Annotated in this window: 19 protein-coding genes; 6 read left to right on the forward strand and 13 right to left on the reverse strand. The window is 69.0% G+C overall.

Annotated features, from left to right (window positions below; all coding sequences use genetic code 11):
* Positions 1-136: 136 nt before the first annotated feature.
* The gene (locus HDA45_RS39210) at positions 137-1,582 is read left to right on the forward strand and encodes a GMC family oxidoreductase (protein ID WP_184904162.1); all 1,446 of its coding nucleotides are present in this window, start codon (positions 137-139) and stop codon (positions 1,580-1,582) included.
* Here HDA45_RS39210 and HDA45_RS39215 read toward each other — a convergent pair.
* Genes HDA45_RS39215 through HDA45_RS39225 form a run of 3 tightly spaced genes read right to left on the reverse strand, consistent with a single transcriptional unit; the run spans position 1,566 to position 4,557 of the window.
* Positions 1,566-2,489 carry an alpha/beta hydrolase fold domain-containing protein gene (locus tag HDA45_RS39215; RefSeq protein ID WP_184904164.1) on the reverse strand — a complete coding sequence of 308 codons (924 nt, stop codon included), beginning with the start codon at positions 2,487-2,489 and terminating at the stop codon, positions 1,566-1,568. The genes HDA45_RS39210 and HDA45_RS39215 overlap by 17 nt on opposite strands.
* Entirely contained in the window at positions 2,486-3,445 is a 960-nt protein-coding gene (locus HDA45_RS39220) for an aldo/keto reductase (RefSeq protein ID WP_184904166.1), read from the reverse strand. The genes HDA45_RS39215 and HDA45_RS39220 overlap by 4 nt, the downstream gene beginning before the upstream one ends.
* A gap of 8 nt (positions 3,446-3,453) precedes the next feature.
* Positions 3,454-4,557, reverse strand: coding sequence for a zinc-binding dehydrogenase (locus HDA45_RS39225; protein ID WP_184904168.1), 1,104 nt, complete (start codon positions 4,555-4,557; stop codon positions 3,454-3,456).
* A gap of 101 nt (positions 4,558-4,658) precedes the next feature.
* Between HDA45_RS39225 and HDA45_RS39230 the strand changes: the two genes are divergently transcribed.
* Positions 4,659-5,987, forward strand: coding sequence for an amidohydrolase (locus HDA45_RS39230; RefSeq protein WP_343072259.1), 1,329 nt, complete (start codon positions 4,659-4,661; stop codon positions 5,985-5,987).
* On the opposite strand, the gene HDA45_RS39235 is transcribed toward HDA45_RS39230, so the two are convergent.
* A complete protein-coding gene (locus tag HDA45_RS39235; RefSeq protein WP_184906508.1) occupies positions 5,904-6,620 on the reverse strand; it encodes an SDR family oxidoreductase in 717 nt (238 codons plus the stop codon). The genes HDA45_RS39230 and HDA45_RS39235 overlap by 84 nt on opposite strands.
* Before the next feature lie 69 nt (positions 6,621-6,689).
* Here HDA45_RS39235 and HDA45_RS39240 point away from each other — a divergent pair, with 69 nt between their 5' ends.
* Entirely contained in the window at positions 6,690-7,631 is a 942-nt protein-coding gene (locus HDA45_RS39240; RefSeq protein WP_184904172.1) for an aldo/keto reductase, read from the forward strand.
* Positions 7,632-7,938: 307 nt separating this feature from the next.
* On the opposite strand, the gene HDA45_RS39245 is transcribed toward HDA45_RS39240, so the two are convergent.
* From HDA45_RS39245 to HDA45_RS39265, 5 genes are read right to left on the reverse strand one after another with little or no spacing between them, the layout of a single operon-like run.
* Positions 7,939-8,637: an alpha/beta fold hydrolase gene (locus HDA45_RS39245; RefSeq protein WP_184906510.1), complete on the reverse strand. Its 699-nt coding sequence runs from the start codon at positions 8,635-8,637 to the stop codon at positions 7,939-7,941.
* 29 nt (positions 8,638-8,666) lie between these two features.
* On the reverse strand, positions 8,667-9,587 hold the full coding sequence (locus HDA45_RS39250; protein ID WP_184904174.1) for an ABC transporter permease subunit: 921 nt from the start codon (positions 9,585-9,587) through the stop codon (positions 8,667-8,669).
* Complete coding sequence (locus HDA45_RS39255) at positions 9,584-10,528, reverse strand: ABC transporter permease (RefSeq protein ID WP_020636398.1); 945 nt, start codon at positions 10,526-10,528, stop codon at positions 9,584-9,586. Before HDA45_RS39255 ends, HDA45_RS39250 begins: the two co-directional genes overlap by 4 nt.
* Positions 10,525-12,105, reverse strand: coding sequence for an ABC transporter substrate-binding protein (locus HDA45_RS39260; RefSeq protein ID WP_184904176.1), 1,581 nt, complete (start codon positions 12,103-12,105; stop codon positions 10,525-10,527). Before HDA45_RS39260 ends, HDA45_RS39255 begins: the two co-directional genes overlap by 4 nt.
* Positions 12,102-13,844, reverse strand: a complete 1,743-nt coding sequence (locus HDA45_RS39265; protein WP_184904179.1) for a dipeptide ABC transporter ATP-binding protein — start codon at positions 13,842-13,844, stop codon at positions 12,102-12,104. The genes HDA45_RS39260 and HDA45_RS39265 overlap by 4 nt, the downstream gene beginning before the upstream one ends.
* A 234-nt stretch (positions 13,845-14,078) precedes the next feature.
* On the opposite strand from HDA45_RS39265, the gene HDA45_RS39270 reads away from it, so the two are divergent.
* On the forward strand, positions 14,079-15,065 hold the full coding sequence (locus HDA45_RS39270) for a methyltransferase (RefSeq protein WP_184904181.1): 987 nt from the start codon (positions 14,079-14,081) through the stop codon (positions 15,063-15,065).
* Positions 15,062-15,997, forward strand: a complete 936-nt coding sequence (locus HDA45_RS39275; RefSeq protein ID WP_184904182.1) for an alpha/beta hydrolase fold domain-containing protein — start codon at positions 15,062-15,064, stop codon at positions 15,995-15,997. The genes HDA45_RS39270 and HDA45_RS39275 overlap by 4 nt, the downstream gene beginning before the upstream one ends.
* A gap of 194 nt (positions 15,998-16,191) precedes the next feature.
* Here HDA45_RS39275 and HDA45_RS39280 read toward each other — a convergent pair whose 3' ends face one another.
* The 4 genes from HDA45_RS39280 to HDA45_RS39295 are packed head-to-tail and all read right to left on the reverse strand — an operon-like array spanning position 16,192 to position 21,126.
* Entirely contained in the window at positions 16,192-16,779 is a 588-nt protein-coding gene (locus tag HDA45_RS39280) for a TetR/AcrR family transcriptional regulator (RefSeq protein WP_184904183.1), read from the reverse strand.
* A 41-nt stretch (positions 16,780-16,820) separates the two neighbouring features.
* Entirely contained in the window at positions 16,821-18,455 is a 1,635-nt protein-coding gene (locus tag HDA45_RS39285) for an amidohydrolase (RefSeq protein WP_184904184.1), read from the reverse strand.
* A 3-nt stretch (positions 18,456-18,458) separates the two neighbouring features.
* Positions 18,459-19,250: a molybdenum cofactor biosynthesis F family protein gene (locus HDA45_RS39290; RefSeq protein WP_184904185.1), complete on the reverse strand. Its 792-nt coding sequence runs from the start codon at positions 19,248-19,250 to the stop codon at positions 18,459-18,461.
* A gap of 10 nt (positions 19,251-19,260) precedes the next feature.
* On the reverse strand, positions 19,261-21,126 hold the full coding sequence (locus tag HDA45_RS39295) for a primary-amine oxidase (RefSeq protein WP_184904186.1): 1,866 nt from the start codon (positions 21,124-21,126) through the stop codon (positions 19,261-19,263).
* 114 nt (positions 21,127-21,240) lie between these two features.
* Between HDA45_RS39295 and HDA45_RS39300 the strand changes: the two genes are divergently transcribed.
* Positions 21,241-21,960 (forward strand): SDR family NAD(P)-dependent oxidoreductase, encoded by a 720-nt coding sequence (locus HDA45_RS39300; RefSeq protein ID WP_184904187.1) that lies wholly within the window; start codon positions 21,241-21,243, stop codon positions 21,958-21,960.
* Positions 21,961-21,965 lie beyond the last annotated feature (5 nt).

Below are 21,965 nucleotides of genomic sequence, written 5' to 3' on the forward strand. Positions count from 1 at the left end.
GCTAGCTCCTCCTCGACCGGTGTGTGATCGAGTATCGGGCGCCACGAGCTCTTCGGTCTTGCCCGCCAGGGCACGCCGATTGTCGGCCAGCGAACCGAATCCGCCGGACGGGTCCGCGCCTTGCGAGGGTGGGGACATGGACGTCATCGTGGTGGGAGCGGGTTCGGCCGGTTCGGTGGTCGCCAGGAGACTGGCCGACTCCGGGGCGTGGGTCACCCTGCTCGAAGCGGGCGGGCCGGACACCAACTCGGCCATCCACGACCTCTCGCGGGCGGGGGAGCTGTGGCACGGCCCGGAGGACTGGGACTACTACACCGTGCCGCAGCCGCACGCGGCGAACCGGCGGCTGCACCTGCCGCGCGGGAAGGTGCTCGGCGGGTCGCACGCGCTGAACGCGATGATCTGGGTGCGCGGCGCCCCCGCCGACTACGACGGCTGGGACCTGCCCGGCTGGCGGTGGGACGACGTGCGCCCGGTGTTCGAGCGGATCGAGAAGGATCTGCTCGACGTCGTGCCGAACGAACCGCTGCACCCGATCCAGCAGTCCATTGTGGACGCGGCCGTGCAGACCGGCCTGCCGTTCAACCCGGACTACAACGGCGACGAGCTCGACGGTGTTTCGGTGCAGCGGGTCACCACGCGGGACGGCAAACGGCTCAACACCTGGCTCGCCTACGGGCAGCCCGCCGTCGAGCGGATGACCGTCCACACGGGAGCGCTCGTCCACCGCCTGCTCTTCGAGGGCGACAAGGTGACCGGTGTGCTGGCCGAGGTCGACGGCGAACTGCGCAAGGTCTTCGCCGACGAGGTCGTGCTCGCCGCCGGCGCGCTGGCCTCACCGGCCATCCTGCTGCGCAGCGGCGTCGGGCCGGTCGACGAACTGGAGGTGCACGGGATCGACGTCGTCGCCGAGCTGCCGGGCGTCGGGAAGAACCTGCACGACCATCTGCTCGCGCCGGTCATCTTCGCGACCGACCGCCGTCAGGTCGATCCGCCCGCGCCCGGCCGCTCGGTCACGCAGACCCACCTGTTCTGGCGCAGCCGTCCCGGCCTGCCGGTGCCCGACACCCAGCCGATCCACTTCAGCGTGCCGATGTACGAGTCGTGGATGACCGGCCCGGAGACCGGGTTCTCGCTGATGGCGGGCATGGTCACGCCGCGCAGCCGGGGCAGTCTGCGGCTTGCGGGGCCGGATCCGGACGACATGCCACTGATCGATCTCGCCGCCCTGGAGGATCCGGCCGACTTCGAGAGCCTGGTCGCGTCGGTGGAACAGTGCAGGGAGATCGGCAGGGCGGCCGCGCTGGCGGAGGACTGGGGCGCCCGCGAGCTGTATCCGGGGCCGGAAGCCGACGTCCGCGAGTACGTCCGCCGGACCGCCATCACCTACCACCACCAGGTCGGGACCTGCCGGATGGGGACCGACGCGGAGTCCGTGGTCGATCCGGAACTCGCCGTGCACGGGATCGCCGGGCTCCGGATCGCCGACGCGTCGGTGCTGCCGCGGGTGACCACGGGCAACACCAACGCGCCGGCGGTGCTGGTCGGCGAGCAGGCCGCACGGTTCATGCTCGGCCGATAGTGCGGCGCAGCCAGGAGGCCCGGGCGGCGAGCGCGGCCCGGGTCACCTCGCTGTCCGGGGCGAACCGGTCGAAACCGTGGTACGCGCCCGCCCAGACGTGCAGTTCGGTGGGCACGCCCGCCCGCCAGAGGCGGCGCGCGTAGTCGACGTCCTCGTCACGGAAGATCTCGGCCGCGCCGACCTCGATGAAGGCGGGCGGGAGCCCGGTGAGATCGGTCGCGGTCGACGGGACCGCGTACGGCGAGGTCTGTCCCTTGAGGAGGGATCGCCAGCCGAACTCGTTGGCTTCCCGTCCCCACACCCCGCGTTCCGCGAATTCCCTGGTCGAGGCGGAGTCGTTGCGGCTGTCGATCATCGGGCACAGCAGGAGCTGCCCAGCCAGCTCCGGACCGCCGCGATCCCTGGCCAGCAAAGCGATCCCAGCGCTGAGCCCACCGCCCGCGCTGCCGCCGCCGACGATCAGTCGTGAGGGATCGAAGCCGAGTTCGGCCGCGTTCTCGGCCATCCAGGTCAGGCCCGCGTAGCAGTCTTCCAGCGGCGCCGGATGCGGATGCTCGGGAGCGAGCCGGTAGTCCACCGTCACCGCGACGAAGCCGAACTCCTCGACCAGCGCGACCATCCGCGGCAGGTCGGCGAAGCGGTTGTCCAGCACCATGCCGCCGCCGTGGATGTTGTAGAACCCCGGCGCGCCTTGGGCGTTCCGGGGTTTGACGACGGTGACTACCACCTCGGTGCCGGGTACCGCGCGGTCCTCCCAGACGAGATCGCGCTCGCCGATCGCCTCGGCACAGCTCAGGTTCATGTCGGCCATGGCCTGCCGCATGCCCGCCAGCGATTCGGCGCTCAACGGCGGCCCGGACGGGAGGCCGGCGAGGGCTTCGGCGAGTTCGGGATCGAAGGCCGTCACGGTCCCTCCGGATCGACGACGTCCCGGTCGGCCCAGTGCGGCTCGACGAGCCCGCGGAGTTCGTCCGCGCCCACGCGCTCGACGAGGTCGACGGCGCCCAGGTTGTCCTCGAGCTGCGCGGTGCTGGTCGCGCCGAAGAGCGTGGTCGTGTTGGCCGGGTGGGTGAGGGTGAAAGCCAGGCACAGCTGCGCCGGGGTCGCACCCAGTTCCGTCGCGATCTTCGCGAGTTGTGGGGCGGAGGTGGCGATACGCTCGCGGATGTCGCCGGGGTCGCGGCCGACCTGACGCGCACCGCTGTTCTTGCCCAGCAGGATCCCGCCCTCGAAGATGTCCGAGGACTGCAGCGTGACCCCGAGTTCGCCGAAGACCTGCTTGAAGGGTTCACCGTCCGGAATGGACCGCCGGGCGACGCTGTACTTCAGCTGCGCGATGGCGGGGCCGGGTACGTTCTCCGCCGCGGCGAAGTCGTGGAGCGCCTTGATCGTGCCGGCGGACCAGTTGTTCACCCCCCACTGGCGGATCAGCCCGGCCCGGCGGAGTTCGTCCAGATCGAGCACCAGCTGGTGCAGATCGGTGTCTTCGCGCCGGAGATCGCCCAGTACCACCAGATCCGCGTGCTCGACCCCGGCACGGAACAGCGCGTTGTCCAGCTGGTCGCGGAGGTTGTGCTCGGGGTAGTCCTCCAGCCAGAGCTTGGCCGAAAGCAGGTAGTCCTCGCGCCGGAGCCCGGCCGCGCGGACCATCGCGGAGAACAGCACGTCGGTGTAGACCGGGGTGGCGCCGGGGAAACCGTAGACGCCGACGTCGAAGAGCGTGATGCCGGAATCGACGGCGGTGCGGACCAGGTTCACCGCCTCGCGGAAGTCCATCCGGTCGTAGGTGTGCCACGAGCCGAGCGAGAGCACGCCGGTGAGCGGGCCGTCGCGGCCGATCCGGCGCTGGGGGATGACGGGCATGGGGTCTCCTAGGGAAGGCGGGGGTCGATGACGGCTTTGAGTTCGCCGAGCCGCGACATCGACTCGACGCTCTTGGACGCTTCGGAAAGGCCGACAGGCGCGCTGAACAGGTCGTCCCAGGGCAGCCGATCGGCGAACGTGCGGAAGAAGTCCACCGAGCGGTGGTAGTCGGCGATGTCGCCGTTGAGCGAGCCGACGACGGTGAGTTCCTTGCCCATCACCGTGCCCAGCGCCACGGGGGAGGGGGCGGGTCCGGTGGAACCGACGATCGCGATCGTCCCGCGCTGCGCCGCGAAGGCCACGGCCTCCTCACCGATGGTGGGCCCGCCCGCGAAATCGAAGACGTGGTCGGCACCGCGGCCGCCGGTGAGTTCCTTGACCCGCTCGACGCGTTCTTCGGCGGTGCCGTCGACCGGGATCGTCGCTGTCGCCCCGAAGCGTTCGGCGGTCTCCAAACGGTCGGCGGGGCCACCGATGGTGATGACGTCGCCCGCGCCGGAGATCCGCGCGACGGCGGTGGCGAACACACCCAGCGCGCCGGCGCCCTGGACCACGACCGTCGCACCGGGACGGATCCCGCCGGAGCGTGAGACCGCCCGCAGCACGGTCTTGCCCGCGCAGCCCGACATCGAGGCCCAGGTGTCCTTGACGTCGTCCGGGAGGAGGAGTTTGGCCGCGCCGGGGGTCACGTAGCAGTACCGGACGAGACCGCCCGTGGCGTACGGGAAGACGTCGGAACGCTGGAGGAAGCCGTATCCGCGCTTCTCGCAGGCGACCGGTTCGCGCAGGATCGTGCAGCCGTAACACTTTCCGCAGGTCGATTCGGACCAGCCGATGCGGTCGCCCTCGGTGATCTCGCGGCCGAGGGTGTCGGTGGTATCCGGTCCGACGGCCACCACCTCGCCGACCATTTCGTGGCCCAGCACCATCGGGAGCATGCCGGGGAAGGTCATCTGGCCGGACCAGATGTGCACGTCGGTGCCGCACAGGGTGGTGCAGGTGATCCGGACCAGCGCGGCGCCCGGTTCCGGCTCTTCCGGCAGCGGTAGTTCCCGCAAGGTGAGCGCGGAGCCGTGTTCGGTGAGCACCGCCGCTTCGGTTCTGTTGACCATCTTTTTAGTCTACAGTCGTAGGAGAAAAAGTCCAGATCCTGGAGGAAACCATGCCGTCGCAACGTATTCGTCCCGCATCACTCGTGGTTCGCGGCGGTCCCGTGCGCACTTTCGACCCGGCGGGCACCGTCGTGCGGGCGATGGCGGTCCGCGACGACCGGATCGTCGCCCTCGGTGACGTCGCTCTGGACCACATCGGCCCGGAGACCGAGGTGATCGACCTCGCGGGCAGAACGGTTTTGCCCGGAATCAACGACGCGCACCTCCACGCGACCTGGCTGGGCGCCCGGTGGCCGGACACGCTCATCGGTGGTGCGGGATTCACCGGGGGAGAAGAGAAAGCGGTGCGCGACGCGGCCGAACGGCGGGCCGCCATCCTCCGCGCGGGTGATCTGTGCGCGTCGCTCGGCATCACGAGTTACACCGAGCCCGGTTTGGGCCCCGGCGAGACGGGCTGCTTCGGCGCCGAGGTGCTCGAGGAATACGCGGCACTGGCCCGGGAAGGGCTTTTGCGCGCGAGGGTGACCGCGCTGCGGTTGTTCGGCCTGCTCGACGGCGCGAGTTCGCTGGAAGACTTCGAACGCGGGCTGGCGACGCCGTCGCCGTCCGCGGATCCGGCGTGGCTCACCGTGCCCGGTGTGAAGATCTTCGCCGACGGCATCCCGCCGATGCGGTCCGCGTGGACACATCATTGCTACGCCGACGGTTCCCACGGCACGTTGCTGGTCGACGGCGACGACGACCCGGGTCGTGCGGCCAACCTCGCCGCCATGATCCGTCTCGCCCACGACGCCGGAATGGTGGTCGCCGTGCACGCCACGGGGGATCGCAGCATCGAGGTGGCGCTCGGCTCGCTGCGCCGCGGCGACCACCTGGTGCACGGGGACCTGGTGACGCGGGATCAGCTGGCGCGGATGGCTTCCGCGGGTGTCGGCCTGACCACCCAGCCCGCGATCGCGGTGGCGATGCGGGGGATGCTTTCGGCCGCTCTCGGCGCGGAGGTCGGTGCCCGCGCCTGGCCCTTGGCCGAGATGCTGGACTCCGGTGTCGCGCTGACCTTGAGCAGCGACGCACCGGTGGTCACCCCGGACTGGCGGGTGCACATCGCCGCGGCCGCCCGGATGCTGGACGCGTCCGAAGTGGACGCCGCGCTGATGACCCGGTTGCTGCGCTGCTACACGGTGGCGGCCGCCGAGCAGGACGGGGCCGCGGAGTGGAAGGGTTCGCTGACCGTCGGCCGGGTCGCCGACTTCTGCGTGCTGGCGGCGAATCCGCTCGAGGTCGCGTTCGCGGACCTGCCGGACGTCGGTGTCGAACTCACCGTGTCCGGCGGCCGCGTCGTGTACTCAGGTGAGCAGTTGCCCGCCGTCGACCTGGAGGCTCACCCCGGTGAGATGGCCGGCGTCGGCGGAGGCGAGGAACAGGACTGACGGCACCACGTCGGCGACGGAAGCGATGGTTCCCAACGGAATCCTCGCTTCCCACGCCGCGCGGGCGGCGGTGTCCGAGGCGAATCCGGCGGTCATCGGCGTGAGCACCGGGCCGGGAGCGACGGCGTTGACCCGGATGCCGTGCGGCGCCAGTTCGAGCGCGGCCGAGCGGGTGAGCGCCTCGACGGCGGCTTTGGTGGCCTCGTAATGACCGAGCCCGGGCGTCGGCTGCCGGGCGCCGATGGAGGTGATGTTGACGATGGAGCCGCGAGTACCCGCCTCGACCATATGCGCCCCGACCGCACGGGTCATCAGGAAGGTGCCACGGAAATTCACCCGCATGCACAGGTCGAAGACACCGATGTCCAGTCCCACCAACGGACCGCCGCCCCCGGCGAGGCCCGCGTTGTTGACCAGGACCTCCACCGGGCCGAATCGGCCGGTGACGAGTGCCAGCGCCGCGTCCACCGATCCCGGGTCGGAGATGTCGAGTTCGACGTGCTCGGCACCGAGTTCGCCCGCGAGGTCGTGGGCGGCGCGCGCGTCGACGTCGGCGATGACCACGCGGTCGCCCGCGGACTGGAAGGCTTCGGCGACTCCGCGGCCGATGCCACTGGCACCGCCGGTCACCACTACGAGTCTCTTGTTCATTCTACGATCGTAGACTAAAACTTGTTTCCGTTGCCAGCGAAAGGAAAACTCGTGCACGAGAAGCAGAACGGGCTGGGCTTCGCCACTTCGGCGCTGGGCCTCGGCTCCTGGAACACGTGGGACCGCATGGACTTCGACGACGCGGTGCGCCTGCTCCGGCACGCGATCGACGCGGGGGTCACGCTTTTCGACGTGGCCCACTACAACATGGGACCGCATTCCGAGCGGTCACGCACGGATGTCCTTTTCGGTGAGGCGATCCGTGCCGCCGGGATCCGGCGCGACGAGTATCAGCTGTGCGGAAAGCTGTGGCTCTGGGACTACCCGAACACCGGTTTCGCCGAGCAGCTCGCGACCTCGTTCGACCGCGTCGGCGTCGTCCACGCGGAAGCCGTCGTGGTCGGTGACTACTTCGGGGACCAGGACATCCCGCGGATCGTCACCGAGGTCGCCGAACAGATCCGTCTCGGCCGCTTCGACGTCTGGGGCGTGAACAACTGGCTCGCCGCGGATCTCGATCTCGCACTGGAGTTCGCTTCCCGCGAAGGACTCCCGGCGCCTTCTTTCGCCCAGCTGAAATACAGCGTCGCACGGCGTTCCATGGCCGAAGGACCGTTCTACGGCAAGCATTTCGAGGCCGGCCGGCTGACCTTGCAGGCGTCGGACATCTTCGAGGGTGGCGTGTTGCTCGGCAAGACTCCGGAGCGGAAGATCGGCGCTGATCCGGGCGGGATCCGGGAGTCCATCCGGGACGCCGCCTCGCGAGTCGCTTCCGTGGCCGCCGACTTCGGTGTGAGTACTTCGCAGCTGTCACTTGCGTTTTGTCTCGCGTACGGGCCGGTGGCGAACGTGCTGTTCGGGGTGAGCCGGATGGCGCAGCTGGAGGACAACCTGGGCGCCGTCCGGCTGGCTTCGGAGCACGGCGCGGAAGTGCGGGCGGCTCTCGAAGATCTCTGGCTGGACCGCTCGGTCGCCGCCGATGGGACGTTCTGACCCTGCCGGGTGCGGCGTGGCCCGGGTGGCACGTTGTGAAAGCCACTTTCGCAACCTTCGACGTTGCGAAAGTGGCTTTCACAACGTCGGCGGAAACGGAGCGCGGCCCGGGTGCCCGGGCAAGTGAGCGATGTCGCGAAAGCCACTTTCGCGACACCCCCGCGCGACACCCCCGCGCGACACCCCCGCGCGACACCCCCGCGCCTCGCAAGTCCGTGAAGGCCTCCTTCACTACCTTGAGGGTAGGGCTGAAGGGAGCTTTCCCCCCATGACATGCGGGGAAAGCTCCCTTCAGCTCCGGGCCGCGTCAGGCGAGGAACTCCAGCACGGCGGCCTTGAACTCCGGGCTCCGCAGCGCCCCGCCGTGATCCCCGGGCACCCGCACCAGCGAAGCCCCCGGCACCAGGTCGACGAGAGTCTCGATGCCCTGACTGATCGGATCAGCGGTACCCGCCACGAACCGCGTCGGCACGGCGACCGCACCGGCGACCGGAGCGAACGGCTCGGCACGCAGGTCTTCGATGCACCGGGCGAGCGCGGCCGGATTGCGTCCCGGCGCGGTGATCATGTGCGCGATCATCCCCGTCAGTGGATCCGCGGGTACTTTCCCGCCGTCGGCGTACGCCAGCGCCGCCGCGACGTCGACAGCGCCGAACGGCTCGAACGGGCTCACCCCCGCCAGCACCAGCCGCCGGACCGGCGCCTGGACCGGCAGTTCCCAGGCCAGCCGTGCGCCGAGCGAGTAGCCGACGACGTCCACTTCGGACAGACCCGAGACGAGCCGTGAGAGTTCGCCGGTGATCGCGGCGGCGCCGAGCGAGCCCGGGGGCACGGGGCTGGAGCCGTGACCGGGCAGGTCGGGCACGAGTACCTCGCGGCCCGCGGCGGTGAGCGCGGCGGGCCACCCCGTGGTGATCCAGTCGGTGTGCCCGTCGGAGGCGAAGCCGTGCACCAGCAGAACAGGCGGTCCCGAAACGGTTTCGGGGCCGAAACGGCGCACGGCCAGAGAAGTGGTGGCAGACAACGGAATCCTTTCTAGCTGCCGGAGGGACGGCGGGTGCGCAGGCGTTGCATCTCGCTCAGCGTCCGCGCACGGGCGTCGACGGCGATCCGCAGCGACGAGCCGATGAGGTTCAACAGGAACACGCACACCATGATCGTCACGCCGGGCGCGATCACCAGCCAGGGCGCCTGCACCAGATACGACCGGCCTTCGGCGATCATGTTGCCCCAGGTCGGGGTCGGGGGAGCGATGCCGAGGCCGAGGAAGCTCATCGCGCCGTCGACCAGCATCGCCGCCGCCGAGAGGATCACGACCTGCACCAGCGCGAGCGGCAGCACGTTCGGGAACACGTGGACGACGAGGATCTTCCCCTTGCTCATCCCCGAGACCCGCGCCGCGCCGATGTAGGCGCGGCCGGCGATGCCCAGCACCCGGCTGCGGATCACGCGGGCGGTGAACGGAGTGAAGATCACCGTCAGCGCGATCAGTTCGGTCCAGATGCTCGCTCCGAGCGAGATCGCCAGAGCCATCGCGAGGATGATCGCCGGGAACGACATCCAGGCGTCCATCACCCGCATCAGCACCGCGTCCGCCGCGCGGAAGAACCCGCTGATCAGCCCGATCACCAGACCGGTGAAGGCCGCGCACAGGGTGATCAGGGCGGACAGCCCGAGCGACGCCCGTCCGCCGGAGACCAGCCGGGCGAGCACGTCACGGCCGAACGAGTCGGTGCCGAGGAGATGCGCGGACGACGGCGGCAGCAGCCGGTTGACCGGGTCTGTCGCGCTGACGCTCGGCAGGAAGAACGGCAGCACGATCACGGTCAGGACGATCAACGCCAGCAGCGCGGTGGTGATGACCAGCATCCGGTTGCGCCGGAACAGTTTGGCCGCGCGACCGGACGAAGGCGTCTCGCGCACCGACGAGGTCTTTTCCACCAGAGCCACGCTCACGAGACACGCACCTTCGGGTCGAGCAGTGCGTACGACAGGTCCACCAGCAGGTTGACCAGTACGAACAGCACCGCGACGAACAGCGTCACACCCTGGATCAGCGGGAAGTCGCGGGTGGATACCGCGCCCATCAGCAGATGGCCGAGCCCGGGCACGACGAAGATGGATTCGATGATCACGATCCCGCCGACCAGCATGGCGAAGTTGCTGCCCAGCTGGGTGATCAACGGCATCAGCGCGTTCGGTAGGACGTGCTTGGTCATCACCTGCCGCTCGGAGAGCCCCTTGACCCGCGCGGTGCGCAGATACGCCAGCGGCAGCTCACCGAGCAGGCTTTCGCGCAGGGTGAGCACGAACAACGCGGTCTGCCCGATGACCAGCACGGTCAGCGGCAGCACCAGCGCCGGCACCGCGGTGGCCGGGTCGGTGAACAGGTTTTCGTAACCGCTGGAAGGGAACCAGCGCAGCGTCACCGAGAACACCAGCACGAGCATCAGCGAGATCCAGAAGTCCGGCATCGCCATACCGAGCGCGGAGAGCCGGTCCAGCGCCCGCGCCACCGGATTGCGCGGCGAAACCGCCTGCCAGGACGTGATCGCGACCGAGAGGAAGAAGCTGATCACCGTGGACAGAACGGCCAGGGTGAGCGTCGGCAGGATGTGGTCGGCGACGACGCCGAGCACCGGAGCGTGATAGGTGATCGACGTCCCGAAGTCGCCGTGCAGCACGTTCCCGGCCCAGCTGAGGTACTGCTCCCACAGTGGTCCGTTCAGCCCCATGCTCTCCCGCAAGGCGTCCACATCGGACGGTCGCGCGGTCGGGCCGAGGATGGCCTGCGCCGGGTCGCCGGGGATCAGCCGGATGACGAAGAACATCATCGTCCCGACGATCACCAGGATGATGACCAGATCGCGCAGCCTGCGCAGCAGCAGACCGGTCATGATGCCAGCCAGGTGTTCCAGAAGACGCGGTAGAAGTCGCCGTAGCCCTTGAGCTTGGGGGAGTAGGCCGCGTACAGCTTGGACTGGCTCAAGGTGATCACCGACAGCTGCTTCCAGGTGAACGCCTGGAGCTTGTCGACCACCGCTTTCGCCTGCTCCGGCGTCGTCGAGGCGTTGAACTCCGCCATGAGCCCGTCCAGTTCGGGCGAGGACGAACCGTTCAGCGTGCCGAGGGTGAGCGCGGGCATCTGGGCGGGCGAGGTCAGCGCCGAGTCGAAGAACAGCGTGGTGATGTCCCAGCCGCCCGGTTCCTTGGTCAGCGTGCCGAGCATGGTGGCGAAGTCGAAGGTGTCGATCTTGGTGTTGATGCCGATCTTCGACAGGCTGTCCTGGATCAGCACGGCCCACTTGCCGAACTCCGGATACGAGTTCGTGGTGACGATGCGGATCGTCGCGCCCGCGGTGATGCCGACCTCGGCCAGCAGCTGCTTGGCCTTCTCCGGGTCGTGCTTCTTGTAGACCTCTTCACCTGCGGTGGAATAGAACTGCTTGTTGTCCGGCGAGGCGAAGGCGCCGGTCTCGAGGGTGAGGTCCTTGCTGCCGCCGGTGGCCGCGTTGATCGCTGGCTTGTCCAGCAACAGGTTCAGCGCCTCGCGGGCACGGGGGTCGGCGAACTTCGAACCGGTGTTGAAGTTGGGGATCACGACGTTGTCGTTGCCGCCGGGGAGGTTGTGCACGACCACGGCCGGGTTGTTGCGCAGCGTCTCGTACTGGTCGTTGGTGGGCATGATGTGGTCCCACTGCCCGGTCTGCAGGCCGTTGATCAGCGCGTCCTGATCGGAGACGACCTTGTAGGTCACGGTGTCCAGGTACGCGTGCTTGGCGCCCGCCTGCCCGCCCCAGTCCTCTTCGGACCGGGACTTGTAGCCGGTGTACCGCTCCAGCACCAGTTCACGGCCGATGTCCCAGCTCTTCAGCTTGTACGGCCCGGTCCCGATAGCCTTGTCCTGGGCGAAACCGGTCGGCGCGACACCGGTGAGGTTCTTCGCTTCGTAGATCTCCGTGCCCGCGCCGGCGAGCTCGTTGATCAGCGGGTAGCGGGGCTGCTTGAGCTTGATGGTCACCGTCGCCGGGTCGGTCGGCGTGATCGCGTCGATGTCCGGGGTGACCAGCTGGCCGGTGCGGTGGACCTGCTGCCAGCGCTTGAGGCTCGCGACGACGTCCTCGGACGTCAGCGGATTGCCGTCGTGGAAGGTGACGCCCTGGCGCAGCTTGAAGGCGTAGGTGAGCCTGTCCGGGCTGGTGGTGAAGTCCTCGACCAGCATGGGCCGGGCGGTGAAGCCGCGGTCCACCTCGAACAGCTTCTCGTACATCATGTTGCCGATATGCGCGGTGACCTGGCCGGGATTCGCGACCATGTCGAGCGACTGCGGATCGGTGGGCACGGCCACGTTGAGGTTGCCGCCGGGCTTCGGGGGCCCGTCCGCGGCGCCACCGCCGGCCTGCCCTCCCATACACGAGCTGAGCAGCAGGACGGTCGCCAAGCCGAGGGCGGCCGAGGTCAGGGTTCGTCTCATGGGTTCCGCACTCCAATTTCGGGGTTCGCCGCGAGGAGCCGGCGGGTGTAGTCGTGCTCGGCGCGGAGCCGGATCTCGTCCGGTTCGCCGATTTCGATCAGTTCGCCCCGGTACATGACGCCGACGCGGTCGGCGACCGAGAGCACCAGGCTGAGGTTGTGCGTGATGAACAGGAAGCTGAGCGCACGCGTGCGCCGCAGTTCGAGCAGCAGGTTCATCACCTGGCCCTGCACCGAGACGTCGAGCGCGGAGGTGGGCTCGTCGGCGACGATGAGGTCGGGTTCGGCGGCGATCGCGCGGGCGATCGAGACGCGTTGCCGCTGTCCGCCGGAGAGCTGCGAGGGCAGTTTCTTCGCGGTGTCCGAGGGGAGACCGACCTCGTCGATCAGTTCGGTCACCCGGCGGTCGAGTTCGGCACCGCGGAGGCCGGTGAGTTCCCGCAGCGGTTCGGCGATGATCCGGGCGGCGGTGTGCCGGGGATCGAGGGAGCTCTGCGGGTCCTGGAAGATGAGCTGGGCGTGGCGGCGGAACGCGCGTTCGTCGCCTTCGAGCCCGGATGGCGTGCAGCGGTGCGCACCGAAGGCGATGGAGCCCGACGTCGGTGGCTCCAGCGCGCTGACCAGGCGGCCGAGCGTGGTCTTGCCCGAACCGGATTCCCCGACCAGGCCGAAGAACTCGCCGGGCGCGATCTCCAGCGAGACGTTCTTGACCGCGTGCACCTCGGGTTCGCGGTTCAGGGAGAACCGGCCGCGGCGACCGTACACTTTGGACACCGAGTCGATGACGAGCGCGGTGCCTTCGCCCGCGTTGTCCGCCTTGGCGCGGTTCAGCGTCCTGGTCTCGGTGGCGATCGCCGATTCGCCGTTCATCGCGGCTTCGAGCAGCGCTTCGGAGATGGTGGGGAAGCCGTCGCGCCTGCTCACCCCGAGCTTCGGGACGCAGTCGAGCAGCGCCTTGGTGTAGGGGTGCTTCGGCGCGTGCAGAATGTCCTCTTTGGACCCGAGCTCGACCAGTTCGCCGCGGTACATCACCGCGATCCGGTCCGCCACCTGCGCGGCCACGCCCATGTCGTGCGTGATGAAGACGCACGCGGTGCCGTGGTCGCGGCGGACGCGGTCGAACAGGGTGAGGATCTCCGCCTGCGTGGTCACGTCCAAGGCCGTGGTCGGCTCGTCGGCGATGAGCAGGCTCGGGTCCGCCATCAAGGCCAGCGCGATCATCACGCGCTGCTGCATCCCACCCGACATCTGATGCGGGTACAGGGAAAGCACTCGATCGGTGTCGGTGAGCCCGACCTCTTTCAGCAGGCCGCGTGCCTTCGCTTCGGCCTCGCGATGCAACGGCGTGCCCTTGCGCGCGGCTTGGCGCGGCAAGGAACCGGGCTTGCGATAGGCCTCGATCAGCTGCTTGCCGACTCGTTGACTGGGATTGAGCGAATCCAAGGCCTCCTGGAAGATCATCCCGATCCGCGGGCCGCGGTAAGAGCGCATCTCGTCGGCGGAGAGGCGGGTGAGATCCACGCCGTCGACGGTGATCTCACCGCGGGTGAACACCGGCGCGACGAACTCCAGTAACCGGATGATCGACAAGGCCGTCACCGTTTTACCGCTGCCGGATTCGCCGACCACGCAGAGTGTCCGGCCTTGTTCGAGGTCGAACGACAGTTCGCGGACCAGTTCGCGTTCGGTTTCGTCGGCGATCACGCCGACGGTCAGTTCTCGTAATTCGAGCAGGGTCATGAATCCCCTTTCCCGTGCCCGCCCGAAGCGGACCGCACTGCCGGGGAACGGGCCTCCGGCGGGGGTAGTTCTACGCATGTTGACACTGGGCGAGTGCGCTGTCAATGGGTATATTCTACGAATGTAGGAAGTTGATATCCGGCAGGTTTTGCCTGGCAGTGGGCGAAAACTTGCACTGGATTCTTTTGTCTACGTCTGTAGACTCTCGGCGGAAACGAGCTAAGGAGGGCACCCGTGAGCGGGTCGACCAAGACTGCCGGTCCCGAGCGGATCGTGGACATCGCCGTGGGGTACATGGCGGCCAAGCAACTCTTCGCGGCGAGCCGGATCGGCCTGTTCACCGCGCTCGCCTCCGGGCCGCTGACGGTGGCGGAGCTGGCCGGAAAGACCGGCAAACCGGAGAAGATCGCGCGCATCCTCGGTGACGCCATGTCATCACTCGGTCTGTTGTCCCGTGTGGACGGACGCTACGAACTGGCCGCCGACGCGGCGGAATACCTCGGCGGCGGAGAACTCGATCTGGCGCCGTTCCTGACTTTCCTGGACGCGATCAGCTACCCGCATTGGTTGCAGTTCGGTCACACGGCCGACAGCGGCGAGCCGGGCAAACTGGAGATGGACGACGCGCGCTGGGGCACGTTCATGTCCGGAGTGATGACGTATAACGCCCTACACGCGAAGATGTTGGCCGGCGCGTTCGATTTCGGCTCCCATCGAAAGCTTCTCGACCTCGGCGGGCTCTCGAGCGCGTTCGCGGTCGAAGCCATGAAGGCCAACGAAGAACTGCACACGACGTTCGTCTTCGACCCGGGCTTCACCGAATCGGTCACCACCGCGGCGGCCTTGGCGGGGCTCGCCGACCGTGCGACGGTCGTCGGCGCGGAGACGCCCACTGCACGGCCGGAAGGCGAGTTCGACCTGGTGATGGTCAACCACGTCGTCCACCGCTTCGAAGCGAAGCAGAACGCGGAGATCCTGCGTAACGCCCGCGCGGCCGCGGCCCCGGGGGCGACGTTGCTGCTCCTCGACTTCTTCCTCGACGACGACGCGAACCAGCGGCCGATCGACGCGTTGCACGCGGGGGAGTACCTGGTGATCGACGGGACGGTCGTCTATCCGGAGGCCGAGGTCCGGGAATGGCTGACCGGGGCGGGCTGGCGGGTCACCGACCGGCTGGCGCTGCCGGGCAGTCCGCGGGTGCTCGTCGCGGAAGCGGTGTGACCGTGACCCTCGATCCCGCGGTCAAGGAGCTGCTCGCCCGCAGTGCCCCGCCGGAGGCCCCGGCCGGACCCTTGACGGCCGCCGAACTGCGAGCCGCCTTCGCTGCTTCGTGGCGACGCCCCGACTCGGTCGAAGAGGTCGCCTCGGTCACCGACCATGTCCTGCCTTCAGGTGTCCGGGTGCGGCTTTACCTGCCTGATGCCGCTGGGGCGGTCCCGGCGTTCGTGTGGATCCACGGTGGCGGGTGGACGATCGGCTCGATCGACGAGAACGAGGTCGCGTCGCGCGCGGTGTGCAACGCGGCGAAGGTCGCCGTCGTGGCGGTGGACTACCGGCTCGCTCCCGAGCATCCGTACCCGGCGGCCCCGGACGACTGCTACGCCGTCGTCGAATGGCTCGCCGCGGGCGGTGCCGGGGACGCGGTGGACCCGGGGCGGATCGCGATCGGCGGGGAGAGCGCCGGCGGCAATCTGTCCACGGTGGTCTCGATGATGTCCCGCGATCGCGGCGGTCCGCCGCTGGCCGCGCAGGTGCTGATCTGCCCGGTCTACGGGCACCCGGACGACGGATTCCGGTCCTACACGGACTTCGCCGAGGGGTTCGGCATGACGGCCGGGGCGATGCGGTTCTTCTTCGATCAGTACGTGTCGGATCCGGCGCAGCTGAACGATCCGTACCTGCTGCCGCTGCGGGCCTCGGACCTGACGGGGCTCCCGCCCGCGTTGGTGCTGACCGCCGAGTACGACGTCCTGCGGGATGAAGGGGAGGAGTTCGCGCGGCGCCTCACCGACGCGGGGGCGCGAGTGGAGATGACGCGCTATTCGGGGCAGATCCACGGTTTCTACGGGCTGTACACGGATCTTCCCGCTTCGCCGCGCTCGCACGCGCATGTGGCGAGCTTCCTGACCCGGGTGTTCGACTCGCACGTTTAGTCCTCTGGATGCGTTCCCTTCCTCGCGATTAGGGCCGGAACTCGCGAGTTCCGGCCCTAATCACGCGAGTTCCGTCCTGAATCACGCGAGTCGCGCCTGCGAGGTCGGCGACCGCCGCGTTCAGTCCTCTGGATGCGGGTTGTTCGCGCTACGCACTACCGCATTTAGAGGACGAAATGCGGTAGTGCGTAGCGTCAGGGGCGGGTGAGGCGCGCGAAGAACGACTCGAGGTGCTGTTGCTGCAAAGCGATCGTCGAGAATTCCCCGGCGACCAGGCTCATCACGTTCGCCCCGGCGTTGATCAGGACGACCTCGTCGACCAGCTGCTCGTCGGGGGTTTCGGTGACGATGTCGCCGTCCTCCCGGCCCTCGGTGAGGTACCGGTGCAGCAGGCCCCGCCACGAGCGGATGTGCTCGAGGTACTTGTCCTGCAGTTTCGGGTTCGTCAGCGAGAGCTGCCAGAAGGTGAGTAGGACACGCCCCGCGGCGATGCGGTCCTCGTCGATCGGCATCGACGAGACGCACAGCTCGCGGAGCGCGACCAGCCCGCGCAGCTCGTCCAGCTCCACGTACTCGCGCATCATGCCGAGCGCGCGCTCGTAGGTGGCCTGGATGATGTCTTCCTTGCTGGGGAAGTACAGCTTGAGCGCACCGTTGGCGAAGCCGGCCGCGGCCGCGATCTCGCGCATGGTGGCGGCCTCGATCCCGCCCTGGGTGATCAAATCCCAGGTGACGTCGACGATATGACTTCGCCGTTCGTCGTGGTCGATGATCTTCGGCATCGGCAGACCTCCCACACTGGTTCTTCTACCAGTGTAGGAGATCAGACGCGGTGATACACGCGGTGCCCGGCGAACCACGTTTGTGTCACCTTTGTCTTGACGAGCGCGGACGGATCGGTTCGGAACGGATCGCGGTCCAGAACGACGAAATCGGCCGACTTTCCCGGGGCCAGTGAGCCCGTGACTTCGCCGAGTCCCATCGCGCGGGCGGCGGCGAGGGTGAAGACCTCGATCGCCTCGGCCAGGGTGATCGCCTGCTCCGGCCACAGCGCTCCGGGGAACGTGCCGGTCGGGTCCTGGCGGGTCACCAGGCCGTGGATGCCCTCCCACGCGTTCGGGGACTCGCTGACGGGCCAGTCCGAACCGCCCGCGACCAGCGCGCCCTCGTCCAGGAGCGACCGGTTCGGCTGCATCCGCCCCGCGCGCTCGCCGGGCAGGACCTCGGCGATGGCCGCCGGGATGACCCCGGGGACCCACAAGAACGGCGAGATGTCCGCGGCGACACCCAGCGCGGCGAAGCGCGGGAGGTCGTCGGGGTGGACGAACTGGCCGTGCGCGACCTGGAAACGCGCCTCGGCGAAGCCCTCGGCGCGCACCTTCTCGACCGCGTCCAGCGTCGCGCGCACCGACGCGTCCCCGGTGCAGTGGACCTTGGCCGAGAGCCCCGCCGCGGCCGCGGTGCGCAGCCAGCCCACGAGTTCGTCACCCGGCATGGTGGTGGCGCCGTGGTGACAGGCGCCGTGCGCGGCGTCCGGCAGGTACGGCTCCAGGAAGGCGGCGGTGCGGGTCGGCGGGACGCCGTCGAGGAAGATCTTCACGAAGTCCGGCCGGTGGTGCTCGCTGCGGTACTGCCCGGCGACCTCCAGCAGCGGCGCGCCGATCGGGTCGAAACCGAAGATCGGGTCGTTGATCAGCAGTGAAGACACGACCCACGCGTGCAGTTCGCCCGCGTCGTCGAGGGACTTCAACGCGCCCAGGATGTCCGCGGAGACGCCGGCGTCCTGGAACGCGGTGACCCCGTACGAATGCAGGGTGCCGATCCCGTGCCGTGACGCCGCGACGTGCTGATCCGCGGTGAGCGTCCGCGTCTCGCTGAGCGCCCGTTCGACGGCGACCCCCGCCGCCTCGAGCAGGATTCCGACGGGCTCGCCGGTCGCCGGATCGCGGACGATCTCCCCGCCCACCGGATCGGGCGTCGAGGTGGTGACGCCCGCCAGCTTCAGCGCGCGGCTGCTCACCCAGCGGTTGTGCCTGCTGTCGTCCGAGAGCATGACCGGGCGCCCGCCCGCGGCCTCGTCGAGCGCGAGCCGGGCCGAAGCCTGCGAAAGGGTGCTGACCAGCGTGGACGCCCAGGCGCCGCCGACCACCCACTCGTCCGGTCCGAGCCCGGCCGCCCGCGTGCGGACCGCCGCGAGGATGTCGTCGAGGCCCGCGTCGAGGCCGAAATTCAGTTCGAAGAGGGCCGCGCGTCCGGCGAGGGCGTGATGGTTGTGCACGTCGACCAGGCCGGGCATCACGAACGCGCCGTCGAGGTCGACGACCTCGGTGCTCGGTCCGCGTTCGATGTCCTCCAGGGACAGCACCCGGCCGTCCTTGATCGCCAGTGAGGACGCCCAAGGCCGGGCACCGTCCACTGTGTACACCGTGGCGTTGGTGAGGATGAGGTCGGCGGTCAAGGCTCAGCTCCCGGCGGGGTCGTAAGCCTCGGGGTGCACGGTGGTGCTCAGGAGCTTGCCGTGCGCGCCGAAGGTGAAGTGGGTCGGGGTGCTGCCGGTGGCGTCCAGTCCGAAAAGGACACCGTGCGAGCGCAGCCGCTTCGCGTCACGGTGGTCGGCGACGGTCACCGACGCGCACGGGATCACCTTCTCCCGCCAGGCGAAGACGTAGATGCCCGGCCGCAGTTCGTAAACCGAGTTCTCGTCGGTGTCGGCGAGCCCGCGCTCCGGTCCGGCCAGGCACTGCCACGTGTACCAGTGCGGGCTGAGATACACGTGCTCGTAGGCGTGCTCGGTGCTGTACACCCACAACACCCGGCGCCCGACCAGCGACGTGGTCGGCGCGAGCGACTCACCGCTGGGCTCGATGCCGCCGATCGTGGCGGCCAGGAAGGTCTGCGTGACCCGGGGCGCGGTGTCGCCGATCTTGCTCAGCACGAGGAGCGCGCGGCCTCGGCGCAGGTCGAGCAGCAGGGTGAAGGCCTCTTCCTGCCGGGCCCGCGGATGGAACTGGACGTAGTACAGATCGTCGTCGACCAGGAACGTCTCGCAGCGGTCGGTGCCCGTGCCGTGGTAGGTCCACTCGATCCGGGTGCCGGAGAAGCCCGCGGTGAACGTGGTGCCGTCTTCGCAGGTGAGCTCGAAGGTGCGGCCGTGCAGGTCGCCGACCGTGGGAGCCTTGTTCGCGTCGAAACCGGGGGCGAGGCCGTCGAGCGGCAGCCAGGTGGACGTGTCGGACAGGGTCAGTTCGGGCATCGCAGGAGTCCTAGTGCTCGTGGGCGGAACAGTGATCATCGGCAGCGCCGGAAGGCAGGTCGAGGGCCGGATTGCGATCCAAGAAGCCATAGGGGCGCAGGGTGAAACCGGAGTAGTCGACCGGCATGACCGGCCAGTCCTCCGGACGCGGGATGTGGGTCGGGCCGAACACGTGCCACAGCACGAGATCGGTTTCGGTGAGGTCCCGGTCGGCGGCGGTCCAGGCGGGCAGGCCCGCCCCGCCCGGATGCGCGTTCGGCCGTTCACCCGCCGGATAGCGTTCGTCCGCGCGGTACGGCGTCGCCCACAGATGACGGGTGGCGAACGTCGCCCGCTGGTGGACGGTCGATTCCGGCTGCGCCATCAGGGTCGCGGACGGCCGGGGCACGAGCTGGTACGCCGTGGGCGTGCCCAGCCGGTTGGTCCGCTCCGCGCTGCGGATCTCCCAGACGCGGGCCTTGGCCGGATCCGCGTGCCGCTGGGCTTCCTGTTCGGTCCGCAGCGGGGTTTCCTTCCAGGTGAAGGCGTTCCCGTACGGATTCTGCTCGCCCATCGGCACCCGCTCGACGTCGATCTCGACGAGCGAGTTGCGTTCGCCGTCGATCGCCACGTCCAGCCGCGCGCAGAACAGGTGCTGGTGCACCGGCGCGAACAGGCCCGGCGCGATCTCGTTGGCGTGCGGGTGTTTCGTGCCGGAGTGCGCGGCGCCGGCGAACACGATCCCGGTGGCCTTCGCCTCCAGTTCCACGGTGCCGTCGAGGTAGAGGTACCAGAAGAACCCGTAGTCGTAGTTGCCGATGGTGGAGATGGACGAGATCACCAGCCGCCGCGAGCGGCGGACCTCGGCGCGGCCGTCGAGATCCGTGTGCTTCCACAGGATCCCGTAGTCCTCCTCGTGCATGCAGATCGCGCGCGGGATCTCGACCGGATGGCCGTGGTCGTCGGCGACGAACGCGGGGAAGTAGTGGATGACGCCGAGGCAGTCGCAGCCCAGCCGCAGGTCGTTGGCGTTCTTGCCGAGGAGGTACTCGCCCGCGTCGAAGTAGCTGATCCAGAACCGGCCGGGCGCGGTGTCGCCGTAAGGCACCACCATCTCCGGTACCGACGCGCGATGCAGCACCGACCGGTCCTGAAAACCGATCTGGTGCAGCGTCAGTCCTTCGCGGGCGTTGAAGCCGACGCGGAGTTTCCAGCCTTCCCAGGTGACCTCGTTGCCGTCGACGGTGAAACTCGGCCCCTCGGGCTGAGTGATCTCGATCGGCTTGAGCGTGGTGCGGGCCGGGACGCCGTCGTAGCGGCCGTGCTCCGGCGGGACGGGCACGTCGCCTTCGTCCTCGACCCGGAGGACCCGCTGTTCGGTCAGGTTGATGTGCACGATCAGGCCCTCGACAGGATGCGCCCACGGGCTGTCGGACTCGTCGTCGCGCAGGAATGTCAGCGAACGGATGACCCGGCCGGTCTCGTCGGGCCTGCCGAAGAAACCGGGCGCGAGGGGAGCGCAGAAGGCGTGCTCGATCCGGTCGGCGAGTCCGCGTCGTTCCATCGCGGCCCGCCATTCCGGTGACGCCTTGGTGATCGACGCGGCGAGGTCGTACTCCTCGAACAGGTACGCGGGCTGTCCGTCGCCGCAGTCCTCGGAAGAGACCAGCGCGCTCTTGGTCAGCGAGACGACGGCGTCGCGGGCCTGTCCGGTCGCGGTGTCCAGCAACGTGTACTGAACCCGCCGGTCAGGGGCGACATCGGCCTTGTCCGGTTCCACCGGCAGCACCGCCGGGAATCGCGTGGTCGCGGTGAGCAGGCCTTCGGCGGCCAGGATCTCGCGGCCTGCGATGAGTTCGTCGGCGGTCAGCGGGTCGAGTGGATGCGGCCTGGTCATGCTTCGCAGTCTTACCGGTTCGCCCCCGGGTGAAAAGGCCGTCATGCGGCTGTCGACAAGAAGGATGCACTGATGGCCAACCGCCGTGAAAGGTCCGGACCGCAGGATGGCGCCATGCGACTGGATCTCGCGGGCAAGGCCGTGCTGGTGACCGGCGCGGCGTCCGGTATCGGCCTTGCCTGCGTCCAAGCGTTCCTGGCCGAAGGCGCGCGGGTCGGCGCCCTCGACCGGGCACCCGTACCCACACTGGCCGACGGTCTGCTGGCGGTCCACGCGGACGTGACCGACGAGGGGTCGGTGGCCGCCGCGATCGACGCCGTGGCCGCCCGGTTCGGCGGGATCGACGTCGTCGTCGGCTGCGCCGGGATCTCCGGTCCGGTGGGGACACCGGTCGCCGAAACCTCGGCGGCGGATTTCGCCGAACTGATGGCCGTCAACGTCACCGGCCAGTTCTTGCTGGTCAAACACGCCGCGCCGTGGCTCACCGCGTCGAACGGCTCGGTCGTCCTGCTGGCCAGCGACTCGGCGTTCACCAGCGCGCCCGGAATGGTGCCCTACTGCGCCTCGAAAGGCGCCGTGGTCGCGATGACCAGGGCGCTCGCCGTCGATCTTCCCGGAGTCCGGGTGAACTGCGTGTGCCCGTCGGTGGTCGACACCCCGATGGCGCGCGGCGATCTCGGCGAAGTGCTCGACGATCCCGCTTTCCCGGTGCAGGCTCCTGAGGAAGTCGCCTGGCAGGTGCTGCACCTCGCGTCCGCGCGTTCGCGGACGGTCAACGGCCAGGCCGTGCTCGCCGACTTCGGCGTCTCGGCCCGCTCCGGTTTCCCCGCTTAGAAAGG

The sequence above is a fragment of the Amycolatopsis umgeniensis genome (assembly GCF_014205155.1).
Lineage (GTDB): Bacteria > Actinomycetota > Actinomycetes > Mycobacteriales > Pseudonocardiaceae > Amycolatopsis > Amycolatopsis umgeniensis.

Bases quoted from the DNA above. Each gene is read 5' to 3' on its own strand.
- HDA45_RS39260 (WP_184904176.1), bottom strand. From the start codon at position 12,105: ATGAGACGAACCCTGACCTCGGCCGCCCTCGGCTTGGCGACCGTCCTG.
- HDA45_RS39265 (WP_184904179.1), bottom strand. From the start codon at position 13,844: ATGACCCTGCTCGAATTACGAGAACTGACCGTCGGCGTGATCGCCGAC.
- HDA45_RS39295 (WP_184904186.1), bottom strand. From the start codon at position 21,126: ATGACCAGGCCGCATCCACTCGACCCGCTGACCGCCGACGAACTCATC.
- HDA45_RS39290 (WP_184904185.1), bottom strand. From the start codon at position 19,250: ATGCCCGAACTGACCCTGTCCGACACGTCCACCTGGCTGCCGCTCGAC.
- HDA45_RS39210 (WP_184904162.1), top strand. From the start codon at position 137: ATGGACGTCATCGTGGTGGGAGCGGGTTCGGCCGGTTCGGTGGTCGCC.
- HDA45_RS39225 (WP_184904168.1), bottom strand. From the start codon at position 4,557: ATGGTCAACAGAACCGAAGCGGCGGTGCTCACCGAACACGGCTCCGCG.
- HDA45_RS39280 (WP_184904183.1), bottom strand. From the start codon at position 16,779: ATGCCGAAGATCATCGACCACGACGAACGGCGAAGTCATATCGTCGAC.
- HDA45_RS39300 (WP_184904187.1), top strand. From the start codon at position 21,241: ATGCGACTGGATCTCGCGGGCAAGGCCGTGCTGGTGACCGGCGCGGCG.
- HDA45_RS39220 (WP_184904166.1), bottom strand. From the start codon at position 3,445: ATGCCCGTCATCCCCCAGCGCCGGATCGGCCGCGACGGCCCGCTCACC.
- HDA45_RS39255 (WP_020636398.1), bottom strand. From the start codon at position 10,528: ATGACCGGTCTGCTGCTGCGCAGGCTGCGCGATCTGGTCATCATCCTG.